The sequence below is a fragment of the Paenibacillus sp. FSL R7-0333 genome, from assembly GCF_038000365.1.
Taxonomy (GTDB): domain Bacteria; phylum Bacillota; class Bacilli; order Paenibacillales; family Paenibacillaceae; genus Paenibacillus_AQ; species Paenibacillus_AQ silagei.
On record NZ_JBBOBZ010000001.1, the window covers coordinates 4,474,932 to 4,486,752 of the forward strand.

11 protein-coding genes are annotated in these 11,821 nt (G+C 53.2%); 3 read left to right on the forward strand and 8 right to left on the reverse strand.

The window, feature by feature from the left end; all coding sequences use genetic code 11:
• The first annotated feature begins 115 nt into the window (after positions 1 to 115).
• The 3 genes from proB to proC are packed head-to-tail and all read left to right on the forward strand — an operon-like array spanning position 116 to position 3,423.
• Entirely contained in the window at positions 116 to 1,219 is a 1,104-nt protein-coding gene (proB, locus tag MKY86_RS18885) for a glutamate 5-kinase (RefSeq protein ID WP_036727210.1), read from the forward strand.
• A 59-nt stretch (positions 1,220 to 1,278) separates the two neighbouring features.
• On the forward strand, positions 1,279 to 2,526 hold the full coding sequence (locus tag MKY86_RS18890) for a glutamate-5-semialdehyde dehydrogenase (RefSeq protein ID WP_076079212.1): 1,248 nt from the start codon (positions 1,279 to 1,281) through the stop codon (positions 2,524 to 2,526).
• Between the two features lie 30 nt (positions 2,527 to 2,556).
• The gene (gene proC / locus MKY86_RS18895; RefSeq protein ID WP_076079211.1) at positions 2,557 to 3,423 is read left to right on the forward strand and encodes a pyrroline-5-carboxylate reductase; all 867 of its coding nucleotides are present in this window, start codon (positions 2,557 to 2,559) and stop codon (positions 3,421 to 3,423) included.
• A 320-nt stretch (positions 3,424 to 3,743) separates the two neighbouring features.
• On the opposite strand, the gene MKY86_RS18900 is transcribed toward proC, so the two are convergent.
• From MKY86_RS18900 to MKY86_RS18935, 8 genes are all read right to left on the reverse strand, one after another.
• Entirely contained in the window at positions 3,744 to 4,511 is a 768-nt protein-coding gene (locus MKY86_RS18900) for a DnaD domain protein (protein WP_076079210.1), read from the reverse strand.
• Positions 4,512 to 4,535: 24 nt separating this feature from the next.
• Positions 4,536 to 5,831, reverse strand: coding sequence for an asparagine--tRNA ligase (asnS, locus tag MKY86_RS18905; RefSeq protein ID WP_076079209.1), 1,296 nt, complete (start codon positions 5,829 to 5,831; stop codon positions 4,536 to 4,538).
• Positions 5,832 to 5,852: 21 nt separating this feature from the next.
• On the reverse strand, positions 5,853 to 7,061 hold the full coding sequence (locus MKY86_RS18910; protein WP_076079208.1) for an acetate/propionate family kinase: 1,209 nt from the start codon (positions 7,059 to 7,061) through the stop codon (positions 5,853 to 5,855).
• Entirely contained in the window at positions 7,058 to 7,930 is an 873-nt protein-coding gene (locus MKY86_RS18915) for a 3-hydroxyacyl-CoA dehydrogenase family protein (protein ID WP_076079207.1), read from the reverse strand. The genes MKY86_RS18910 and MKY86_RS18915 overlap by 4 nt, the downstream gene beginning before the upstream one ends.
• Before the next feature lie 132 nt (positions 7,931 to 8,062).
• The gene (locus MKY86_RS18920; protein ID WP_076079206.1) at positions 8,063 to 9,565 is read right to left on the reverse strand and encodes an AAA family ATPase; all 1,503 of its coding nucleotides are present in this window, start codon (positions 9,563 to 9,565) and stop codon (positions 8,063 to 8,065) included.
• Positions 9,558 to 10,100, reverse strand: coding sequence for a hypothetical protein (locus tag MKY86_RS18925; protein WP_076079205.1), 543 nt, complete (start codon positions 10,098 to 10,100; stop codon positions 9,558 to 9,560). Before MKY86_RS18925 ends, MKY86_RS18920 begins: the two co-directional genes overlap by 8 nt.
• Positions 10,101 to 10,325: 225 nt before the next feature.
• A complete protein-coding gene (locus MKY86_RS18930; protein ID WP_076079204.1) occupies positions 10,326 to 11,087 on the reverse strand; it encodes an aminoglycoside adenylyltransferase domain-containing protein in 762 nt (253 codons plus the stop codon).
• Between the two features lie 198 nt (positions 11,088 to 11,285).
• Positions 11,286 to 11,807, reverse strand: a complete 522-nt coding sequence (locus MKY86_RS18935; RefSeq protein ID WP_076079203.1) for a cell wall elongation regulator TseB-like domain-containing protein — start codon at positions 11,805 to 11,807, stop codon at positions 11,286 to 11,288.
• Positions 11,808 to 11,821 lie beyond the last annotated feature (14 nt).

The window sequence follows — 11,821 nt, forward strand, 5'->3', positions numbered from 1 at the left end:
AGGTGGTACCGCGGAAGTTAATCAAGCTTTCGTCCTTTGCTAAGTCTAAGGATGGGGGCTTTTTGTCATTTCCGGGCGTTACAGGCATTTCAATTCGAGAGGAAAGTGAAAGACAATGACGTCAAGAATTGTGGTCAAAATCGGCAGCAGCTCACTCACAGGTCCCGAAGGCGGCCTTAATCGTGAGGCGGTCGCCTTCTTCGCCGCCGAGATTGCAGCGCTCCGCAAGGACGGCTGTGAAGTGCTGCTGGTCACCTCCGGGGCGGTCGCAGCCGGCTTCCGGGGCATCGGCTATGCTTCCCGCCCAAGGCTGCTGCATGAGAAGCAGGCGGCGGCGGCGGTAGGACAGGTTATGCTGATGCAGGCTTATCAGGAGGCCTTCGCAGGCCACGGTATACCCACTGCTCAGATTCTCCTGACCCGTACGGATTTCTGCAGCCGCCGGGCCATGAACAACGCCATGATGACGGTTGAAGAATTGCTCCGCCAAGGCGCTGTGCCCGTGTTCAACGAGAACGATACGGTATCGGTGGATGAGCTGAAGTTCGGTGACAACGATACCTTATCGGCGCTGGTTGCCAATCTGCTGAAGGCCTCGCACCTGCTGGTGCTGACCGATATGGACGGCGTCTACAGCGGCGATCCCCGCAAGCACCCGGATGCTGTGCGGTATGAGCACATAGAAGAGATTACGCCTGAGATCTATGCCATTGCAGGCGGTGCGGGCTCAAGCGTGGGCACCGGCGGCATGCGCTCCAAGATCGACGCGGCCAAGATCGCCACGCGGGGCGGCGTTCCGGTCTTCGTGGGCCAGGTTAAGGAGCCAGGGGATTTATCACAGGCCGCAGCCGGGACGGGCAAGGGCACTTATTTTGCCACCACACTCTCCTCTCTGCCGGTCAAAAAACAGTGGCTGGGCTTCATGTCTACCCCGCTCGGATCACTGTATGTCGATGACGGTGCTGTTGAAGCGCTGCTCCACGGGGGGCACAGCCTGCTGCCGGTTGGGGTCAGACGAATCGAGGGTAGCTTCCATTCCGGGGATGTCGTCGAAGTGCTCGGCCCGGATGCGAAGCTGCTTGGGCGGGGCATCGTCAATTATGATGACAGCCAGCTCCGCAGCATTCAGGGGCTTCCGAGCCGCGAGATTGTGCCCAAGCTCGGTGAAGTGCACCGGCTGGAGGTTATCCACCGGGACGAATGGATCACACTGCGTTAATCTTGCACAACCTATTGTATATCCATATGCCAACATCATTTTATTGAGGAGGAATTGCCATGAGTGAAGTGGTTAACAAGACAACGCTGGCCAAAGCAACGACAGGGGTACTCGCAAGCCTGACTACCGCCCAGAAGAATGAAGCCCTGCTGGTGATGGCTGCCGCCCTGCGCGCCGAAGCTGATTACATTATTGCCGCCAACGCCGAAGACCTGGAGCGCGGCCGGTTGAACGGGACACCGGAGTCGATGCTCGACCGGCTGGCCTTGGATACGGGACGGATTGACAGCATAGCCGAAGGCTTGCAGCAGATTGCCGTTCTGCCTGATCCGGTTGGAGACAATCTGGAGACGATCGAACGGCCAAACGGCCTGCACATTGAGAAGGTACGGGTTCCGCTTGGAGTCATCGGCATTATCTATGAAGCACGCCCCAACGTCACCGTTGACGCTGCCGGACTGTGCCTTAAGACCGGCAATGCCGTGGTGCTGCGCGGCGGCTCCTCCGCCCTCTCCTCCAACCGTGCCATCGCCGAGGTGCTGCACCGCGCACTTGCAGGTACCGCCCTTCCGCCGGATGCCTTACAGCTGATCGAAGATCCTAACCGTTCCTCCGTGGATGAAATGCTGAAGCTGAACGGACTGCTGGATGTCATCATCCCGCGCGGAGGAAGCTCTCTGATTCAGAATGTGGTTCTGAACGCCACCGTACCGGTTATTGAAACAGGAGCAGGCATATGCCATACTTATCTGGATGCAAGTGCCAATCCGGAAATGGCCCGGCGTATTAGCGTGAATGCGAAGGCCCAGCGGCCTTCGGTCTGCAATTCAATGGAGACACTGCTGGTTCACCGTACTTACGCCGAAGAACATCTCGCCGCACTTGCCGAAGCCTTCCGCGAGGCCCGTGTGGAGCTGCGCGGCTGCCAGGATACCGTTGCTCTTATCCCTTGGGCTGTGCCTGCCACACCAGAGGACTTCGCTACAGAATACAACGATTATATTCTAAATATTCGTATCGTGGACACGCTGGAAGAGGCTCTCGGACATATCGCGGAATTCGGCACCAAGCATTCCGAATGTATTGTAACTGAAGACGCGGCGAATGCTGCACGCTTCCTGCAGGAGATTGATGCTGCAGCGGTATATCACAATGCATCTACCCGGTTCACGGACGGCTTTGAGTTCGGCTTCGGCGCCGAGATCGGCATCAGCACCCAGAAGCTCCATGCCCGCGGGCCAATGGGACTGCCTGCACTCACTTCAAGCAAATATATGATTCACGGCTCCGGCCAAATCAGGGGTTAACTCACTCAACTTATAGGGGGACTGCCAGCCATGTGCCAGCAACCAGCAATTCCGCTCATCAATCATAATATCGTTTTTTACGGCGCAGGCTCGATGGCTGAGGCCATTGTACGGGGATTGATCGCCCGGAATGTAGTGGAATCGGACCGGATTATTATGCTGAACCGCAGCAGCAGCGAGCGCCTGGCTGAGCTCCGCAGCCGTTACGGCGTGCTCGGCTATAATGCTCCCGAGTCCAAGCTCGAGGCTCTGCGCACTGCGCCGGTCATCGTTCTAGCCATGAAGCCCAAAGACGCTGCCGAAGCGCTCCGTTCACTGGGACCGCTGCTGTCGCCGGATCAGCTCGTCATCTCTGTCATTGCCGGGCTGACCATCCGTACGATGCAAGGCTTACTGGGGAATCCGCAGCCTGTGGTCCGCACCATGCCGAACACCTCTAGCTCCATCGGCCTTGGTGCTACCGGGATTGCCTTCTCCAAGGAGGTTGGCGAAGACAGCCGCCGTACAGCGCTTAATATCTTCGAAGCGGTCGGCCTGACGGCGGTCATTGACGAAGAACGGATGGAGACCTTAACCGGGATCTCCGGCAGCGGACCGGCTTACATCTATTACATGATGGAAGCGATGATCGCTGCCGGTATCCGCGGAGGGCTGCCGCTTGCGCAGAGCCGTGAGCTGACCGTCCAGACCGTGCTTGGCGCAGCCCGGATGGTGCAGCAGACCGGTGAAGAGCCTGCCGCCCTGCGCAAAAAGGTCACCTCGCCGAATGGATCTACCCAGGCGGCCATTGAAGTACTGGAGCGCGGCGATTTCTTTGAGACCGTCATTTCCGCCGTCAACCGGTGTGCGGAACGTTCCCGCGAGATGGGCTCGGCTCTGGAGCAGGAGCTGCACTAATTTTTTGGCCTAGTTATTGATATTCTTACTACAACATAACAGCCCGCAGTTCCTTCCATGTGAAGGAATTGCGGGCTGTTCGCGGGTTGTGAGGCACAATTCCGCCAGCTTCAAGTGCATTTATACCCTTCATTTTGCTCATCAAGCCACTTTTGCTGAATTCAGTGGCACTTCAGCCCCTCACCCCCGCTCCCCTCCCACTTTCCGCCAACTCACAAGCAGCAAATCAAAAAAAGTGCCCCTTAAGCCACATACATGACTTAAGAGACACCTTAACCGGCCGGGACTTGCCCTGGACCGGCATCTCTAACTCGCTCCGCTCATCTGCCGCCGCCCCGGAATTTCTGGGAATAAGCTTTGACATCCAGAGCATTCTTCACCCGGTTGCGGGCCCATTCCAGCAGAATGCGGTCAATGTAACGGAAATGAACCTTTCCGGCAAAGACCGACTCCTTCAGCGCGAGCAGAATCAGTTCCTCGGGATAGCGGTCTTCATCCACCCAGCCGGAAATGGATTCACATTCCATGGGGGACAGCGGACGTCCGAATTCCTTCTCGAAAATGCTGAACAGACTGCGTCCGTCCTCTGACTCCTTGTCACCCGGCACAGCCGGGCGGCCATAGCCGCCATCCGGTGCGGTAGCCCCGGAGTAATGAGCCACTGCACGGGCACCCGGCTCCCGCCCGCTCTGGCTGGGCTTCTCCTGGGCATTCTCCCGGGTGAGTTCCGCCAGATAAGCTCCCAGCTTGGCGTATAGGCCGGAGAAGTTATAGCGCTCATAATGGATGTCTCTCAGCTCGTCGTTATCTCCGTCAATGCTGATGAACCCTTCCTTCATAAGCTTCTGCAGTTCTCCGGCAATCACCGGAATACTGCGCCCGGTTACTGCCTGCAGCTCCTCCAGGGAAGGGAAATCAATCCCCTCCACCTGTCTGAAGGAGAGCAGGTGAATCAGCAGCATGGATTCACTGCCGGTCAGATTCAGCTTCCGGTAATATTTCAGGAGTGCATAAGGAATGACGGCCATTCCGTTCTCCAGGCCGAAGGCTACGCCCTCGCCCCAGGTATTCCATCCTTTTCCGTCCATACTTAAGCCCCCTTTCCCTATTCTTTAAGGGTAAAGACGGTACAGTGTACGAGGGAAGGCAATGGTCTCACGGACATGGTCCAGACCGCAGATCCAGGCTACAGTACGCTCCAGCCCCAGACCGAAGCCGGAGTGTGGAACCGTGCCGTAGGTGCGCAGATCCATGTACCATTTGTAGGTATCCATCGACAGGTTATGTTCCTTGAAGCGGGCTTCCAGCAGCGCCGGATCATCGATACGCTGTGAACCGCCAATGATCTCCCCGTAGCCTTCAGGAGCGATCATATCCGCACACAGCACCACTTCCGGACGATCAGGATGCGGCTTCATATAGAAAGCCTTGAAGGAAGCCGGATAGTGGGTAATGAAGACCGGTCTGTCGCTCATCTCGGCAATCGCCGTCTCATGAGGAGCCCCGAAATCATCGCCCCAGGCAATTTCATAGCCTTTTTCGTTCAGGAACTTAATCGCATCGTCATAGCTGATACGCGGGAATGGCGCTTTGATGTTCTCAAGCTTCGAGACATCGCGGCCCACCGCTTCCAGCTCGGCGCGGCAATTCGTAAGCACGGACTGCACGACAAAGCTGATGAAATCCTCCTGCACGCACAGGCTCTCTTCATGATCGGTGAAGGCCATTTCCGGCTCAATCATCCAGAACTCAATCAAGTGGCGGCGGGTCTTGGATTTCTCTGCACGGAAGGTAGGCCCGAACGAATAGACGCGTCCCAGAGCCATGGCTGCAGCTTCCATGTACAGCTGTCCGCTTTGGGTAAGATACGCATCCTCTTCGAAGTACTTGGTGTGGAACAGGTTGGTCGTGCCTTCCGCTGACGTTGGTGTCAGAATCGGCGGGTCCACCTTCGTGAAGCCGCGCTCATTGAAGAACTGCTGAACCGCGCGGATAATCTCCGCACGAATCACCATGACCGCCCGCTGCTTGGAGGAACGCAGCCAGAGATGACGGTGATCCATCAGGAAATCGACGCCATGCTCCTTAGGTGTGATTGGATAATTCTCGGTAAGATGCAGAACCTCAATACCTGTAACCGTCATTTCATAGCCTGACTGGCTGCGCGGCTCCTCCCGGATGATTCCGGTCACATACAGCGAGCTTTCCTGGGTAAGGCTCTTGGCATCGTCCCAGACCTGCTCAGGCACTTCCGATTTCACCACAACTCCCTGGATATAGCCCGTACCGTCCCGAAGCTGCAGGAACTGAATTTTACCGCTGGAGCGCTTGTTGTTGACCCAACAGCCGATGACAACAGTCTCTCCGACATGCTCATTCACGTTCTTGATTACACTTTTGTTAGCCATGCCTACTATCTCTCCTCTAATTTAGCCGTTAACTCCTTGCACAATACGATAGGTATCGCGTGCGATCACAAGCTCTTCGTTCGTTGGAACCACAAGCACCTGTACCTTGGAATTGGCTGTAGAGATACGCCGAGGATCACCCGAACGGACCTTGTTGGCTTCTGCATCCAGCTCGATTCCGAGGAACGTAAGATTGTTCAGTACTTTTTCGCGCAGCAGGGAAGCATTCTCGCCTACACCAGCGGTGAATACAATTACGTCTACCCCATTCATGGCAGCTGCATAAGAACCGATATATTTACGCAGACGATACTCGTACATTTCAAAAGCAAGCGTCGAATTAGGCTCGCCTTTCTCCGCACCGTCAATAATATCACGCATGTCACTGCTCACGCCAGAGATTGCCAGAAGTCCGCTGTGCTTGTTCAGCATGGAGTTCACTTCACCGACAGACAGTTCTTCCTTATTCATTACATAAGGAACAATAGCCGGGTCAAGGTCACCACTGCGTGTACCCATCATCAGACCTTCCAGCGGAGTCATCCCCATCGAAGTATCAACAGAAATGCCGCCGTTAACTGCAGTTACGCTGGCACCGTTACCGATGTGGCAGGTGATAATTTTGAGGTCGCCAAGCGGACGGTCCAGATACTCTGCAGCAGCCTTGCTGACGAAATCATGGGAGGTTCCGTGCGCGCCATAACGGCGTACTTTGTATTTGTTGTAAAGCACTCTCGGGATGGCATACATATAAGCCTTCTCAGGCATCGTCTGGTGGAAGGCAGTATCGAATACAACGACCTGCGGCACACCGGGCATATTATTCTCGGATGCGGTAATCCCCATCATCGCAGCCGGGTTATGCAGCGGCGCAAGGTCGAACAGCTGGCGGATCTTGGTCTTCGCATCGGCATCGACCAGCGCGGAGGATTTGAAGAATTCCCCCCCGTGCACTACACGGTGGCCCACTGCATTAATCTCATCGGTGGATGCGATAACGCCATGCTCTTTGTCTGTCAGACAAGCAAGCACTTTACGGATTGCCGTATTGTGCTCCAGAATTTCGCTTACTTCGGTTACTTCCTGCTTGCCGGTCGGCTTATGGTTCAGAATGGATGAATCCATTCCAATACGTTCTACCAGGCCTTTGGCAAGTACAGATTCATCGGTCATATTGTACAGCTGGTATTTCAATGAAGAACTGCCGGAATTAATAACTAAGATATTCATACACGGTCACCATCCTTGTCATACTTGAAGAAGCCTTCGCCCGATTTTGCACCCAGTTGTCCGGCACGCACCATCTTTTTGAGAATTGTAGATGGACGATACTTGAGTTCGCCGTATTCACGGAACATATTCTCCAGTGCGGCAAGAACGGAATCCAGACCGAAGCGGTCTGCCATTTCAAGCGGCCCGTTCTGGAACTGGTAGCCGATACGCATAGCGTCATCAATGTCTTCAGGAGAAGCGACACCTTCCTGCAGCACATGCATAGCCTCGTTAATGAACAGGCAAATGAGGCGCGAAGATACAAATCCGGGGGATTCGTAGATCATAACGCCTTTTTTCTCTACAATCTCATCGACAAAGGCTTTGGTATCTTCAAATGTGCTGTCCGAGGTCTTCAGGCCGCGCACGATTTCAACCAGATCAACCTTTCCTACAGGATGTATGAAGTGCATGCCGATAACGCGTTCCGGATACATTGTAGAGCTTGCAAGCTCCGTCAAGCTGAGCGTTGACGTATTGCTCGCAAGAATAATGTGACTCGGACACACCTGATCGAGCTGATTGAATACCTTTTGCTTCGCCTCCAGATCTTCAACGATTGTCTCAATGACCATATCGCAGGAGCTGAGTTCAGCGAAATGTGTAACCTTCTGGATACGGGACAGAATCAGCTTCTTCTCCGCCTGGGTAATTGCCCATTTCTCCAGCTGCTTGTCCAGACTGGTCTCGATCATTTCGTAGGAGTAGTTCAGTCTTTCAGCAGTTTTCTCCACCAGCATAACATCCAGGCCCTTGGCTGCCAGCATTTCGGCAATCCCTTGTCCCATTGTGCCTCCGCCGATGACACCGATCTTTTTAAAATTCATGTAAAAGTCTCCATCCTTTCAGGTATCTATACTTCTGTATTGTACCTTGTCTGTCGAAAAAAATAAGTAGCCCGACATATAATGATATCTTAGCATGTCTGAAAAGTAAAAAAAAATAACCGGCATAAAGAATTATGCCGGTAAAAGGACACTGTCACGAAATTGACAACGAAATTGCTCTCCGGAGAGAACTTCTTCCTTCATTAAAATGTCAAGGGAGTAATCAAATATATTTCTCTGCTGCTCCAGCAGGTCATTCGTGCGGATCATAAGTTCATCCAGTATCTTACTGTTTTCCTTCATTAATTCTTCAGTGGTAACCATTTGCAGATTCGCAATGCCGAGCGAGGTGAGCCCTGACTTCATCATGGTCTCGACGATATTCAGCGCCTGATCGAAGTCTCCACGGGAACCGGTACTGCGTCCGCCGTAATACATCTCTTCGGCAGCCGCTCCTCCCAGGGCAATCATGATCTGGTTCTCCAGGTAATCCTTCGTGTACAGATACTGCTCGGTCTGCGGATTATGCCGGACATACCCTAGAGCCTGACCGCGCGGGGTAAGTGTTACCTGGCTAACGCTTCCGGGGCGCAGCAGCTCAGCCATAATAGCATGTCCAAGCTCATGAATCGCTACCCGCTTCTTCTCTTCATGGTTGGTCTCACGGTCGGTCTTCTCACCCATCATGACCTTGTCGATCGCCATCGACAGATGACGCTGCTCTACCAGGGTCAGATTCTCACGCATCATGTAGATCGCGGCTTCGTTCATCACGCTCTCCAGCTGCGCACCCGAGAAGCCGTAAGCTTCTTCGGCGATTTTATCCAGATCCACGGTATCATGCAGCGGCTTGTTCTTGGCATGCAGGTCGAGAATCGACTTGCGGCCCTTCTTGTCAGGCATATCCACCTGAATATGGCGGTCAAAACGCCCCGGGCGAAGCAGCGCAGAATCAAGCATCTCCTTGCGGTTCGTTGCGGCTACCAGCAGGATGCGCGGGGTATCGTTGTTATAAATCCCGTCCATCTCCGTCAGCAGCTGATTGAGGGTCTGATCATATTCACGCTGCTGTCCGCCTTCTCGCTTCCCGCCGATGACGTCGATTTCATCAATGAAAATAATGGCGCTTTGCTTATTCTCCTTGAGTGCGCGTGTGCGGGCATCCTTGAACAAATCGCGTACGCGTCCCGCACCCACACCGACATACATCTCAACAAATTCACTACCCGAGGCAGCTACAAACACGGAGCCCGTATAATGCGCAGCAGCCTTAGCCATCAGCGTCTTTCCTGTTCCCGGAGGACCTGTAAGCAGAATTCCCTTAAGCGGGCGAATCCCGAACTTGCTGATTTCTTCATGCCGGATCAGGAAGTCCAGCGCTTCACGCAGCTCCTGCTTGGCATTGTCCTGTCCGCCGATCTCTTCAAAAGTCAGCTTGGAGGGGCCGTTCTTCTTGCGCTTCTTATCTGCACCTGCATTAACTGTCAGACCGCCACGGGCATGGGCAATGAACAGGAGCGCGGCAACCATACCCAGCGCTATGATTACGGGGAAGATATTGATCCCCACAAAAGCCATAAAAATCAGCATGACCGGAACGAATCCGGCTAAAACCTCTTTCCAGTACTTAGGCATTGTTCCACACTCCCATCTTGGCTGCTGCACGCGGCAGAATGATAAATTTGCTCTCAGTGCCGTTGCTCAGGCTTACATACACATTATTGTCATCAATCTCTGTGGTAGCTGTAACCCCGCTGTACTTGCTGTCCTGCTCCTTAAGTCCATCCAGCTTCGCTGGTATCAATGTATACTTCCGGCTCTCCATCGCTTCTGCTACAGAGAACATCGCTTTATCCCAGTACTCATCCAGCAGCTCGCTCGGCTTCTGCTCCACATCCAGCTTCAGGGTCCGTCCGTCAATAGCAGTGCTGCCTTCTCTTGATACATACTGCACCAGTTCACGTAATTTCGTGCCCGGCTGCAAATCCAGTTTCAAAGTGACCTCATTGCGTTTAATAGTAATATGGGAATCCTTCACTCCCTCGTAGGATGATACCAGCTTCTGAAGCGGCTCCTGCACCGCGAACTGACGGTAAGAATACCAGCCACCAAACAATAATGCAGCAGACAGCAGAGACGTTAGCAGTACAGGCATAAGACGCAGTTTCAAGAAACGTCCTCCTCTCAAAAATGACCGAGCATAACTCTATAATAAAGACCATCCAGCGTGTCTAGCGCCCTTCCGAGACTGACATGCTCTTAAGCATGTCTTAGTACAAGTAGTAGTATATCATAGGTGTATATACGATTTTACATAAAGTTGTGAATATATTTAAAATTTTTGATACTAATTTCTGGATGTTTCATGCGCTTATCATTTTTACCCGGCCAATCTTCAGTTCGGAGTCCGCTGGATTTCAGCCATCATATATTCCGCAAAATCAGTTAATTCGCCCGGCTCATAGCCTTCGGCGTCCCCCGCACCGCTATATTCCTTCAGACACTGTCTAAGCAAGCCGTGATAGACTTCAGGCAACTGCTGCAGCCCCCACTCCCCGCCTTCCTTCTTGGAAGAAACATGACCTTCCTGCATATAATAGAGTATCCTGCATAGATTCAGTATGTAATACACCGGTGATTTCTTAATATTCTGCGGCGCATCATCGATATCCCTGATAATGGAATCCAGATAGTACCTGTTGTCTACCGGCGCAAAGGCCTCGCGGATCGGCTCCCCGTACAAGATAAACCCGCGATGGTAGACTACTGCAAAATGCGCCGCCAGATCAGCATCCTCAAAGCCGCCGCACAGATAATTCTCATCAGTTCTGTACCGCTCTAAATGTGCTTCCGAAAAGTGAAATTCAAAAGGCGTAGGATACACAAAATTTCGCAGGTATGTCTTAAGGACGATGGATAGTTCAATTCCGCGCTTATTCGGCAGACTGTCATGATAACCTACAATACGCCTGGCAAGTCTATGACTGACCTCTGCGGGCAGCTTGTCATGTACGACGATCAGCAGATCGATATCGCTGGTATCGGGGTGAAAACAGCCCATCGCCAGTGAGCCATGCACGTAAATTCCCGACAGATTCTCCCCCAGCTCCTCCTTGAACAGATCCACCGCCTGATACAAATAGGACAAAATTTCCATATTATCAATTCCCCCTGTCTAAAATTCCGTCTCCTGTGGCTGATCTAATATACATGAATGGTATTGCAACCCGTATATACTCTCAAGCCCATGAACGGCTCTAACCTGTTCTTTACTCTTATGGATACACCAAAAAAAGCGGGAGCACAGTATCACTGTATCTCCCACTTCTCCTATAATCCAAGCCTGGCCGTCCGCTTAACGGTTCGGCAGACTGTACCCCTCACCGATGGCGCTGCCATCCTTGAAGCGGTAAAAGTTATAATAGAATCGCCCGTCTTTTTTGTAAAATAGCTGCCAGGCATATTCCCCGTTGTATACACCGGGCAGCAGCCGTTCGATCGTAATGTCCGGCAGCTGAGCGGCTATGATTCCGCGCATTTTCTCTTCTGAGGTGCCATTGCTCAGTTCCTCAGCATACAGGTCGTTGTCGCCTCCGGCAGGCTTGCCCTCCAAGGTGAAACGGACCCACACCATCAGCTCGGTCCCAGCTTCATTTTTACCGGTCAGCACCCAGTAGATCTCATTCTCATTCCAGACAGATTTCTGGGCCTTGGTTACCTCTGTTAGTCCGGCACGCGCCCGGGCCAGCTCCTTGGCCTCACTCCGCTCGTTCCACTGGTCCTTCATAATGTAGGCATAGAACTGGCTTAGTCCGAACAGAAGGAGCAGCACCACGGTAATCCCCAGCCAGATCCATTTTCTCCTCTTCTTCTTCACCACGCTGCTTCCTT

Coding starts and splice junctions, on each gene's coding strand:
- MKY86_RS18920 (WP_076079206.1), bottom strand. CDS start 9,565: ATGCCTAAGTACTGGAAAGAGGTTTTAGCCGGATTCGTTCCGGTCATG.
- MKY86_RS18890 (WP_076079212.1), top strand. CDS start 1,279: ATGAGTGAAGTGGTTAACAAGACAACGCTGGCCAAAGCAACGACAGGG.
- MKY86_RS18930 (WP_076079204.1), bottom strand. CDS start 11,087: ATGGAAATTTTGTCCTATTTGTATCAGGCGGTGGATCTGTTCAAGGAG.
- proC (WP_076079211.1), top strand. CDS start 2,557: ATGTGCCAGCAACCAGCAATTCCGCTCATCAATCATAATATCGTTTTT.
- proB (WP_036727210.1), top strand. CDS start 116: ATGACGTCAAGAATTGTGGTCAAAATCGGCAGCAGCTCACTCACAGGT.
- MKY86_RS18910 (WP_076079208.1), bottom strand. CDS start 7,061: ATGAATATCTTAGTTATTAATTCCGGCAGTTCTTCATTGAAATACCAG.
- MKY86_RS18915 (WP_076079207.1), bottom strand. CDS start 7,930: ATGAATTTTAAAAAGATCGGTGTCATCGGCGGAGGCACAATGGGACAA.
- MKY86_RS18900 (WP_076079210.1), bottom strand. CDS start 4,511: ATGGACGGAAAAGGATGGAATACCTGGGGCGAGGGCGTAGCCTTCGGC.
- asnS (WP_076079209.1), bottom strand. CDS start 5,831: ATGGCTAACAAAAGTGTAATCAAGAACGTGAATGAGCATGTCGGAGAG.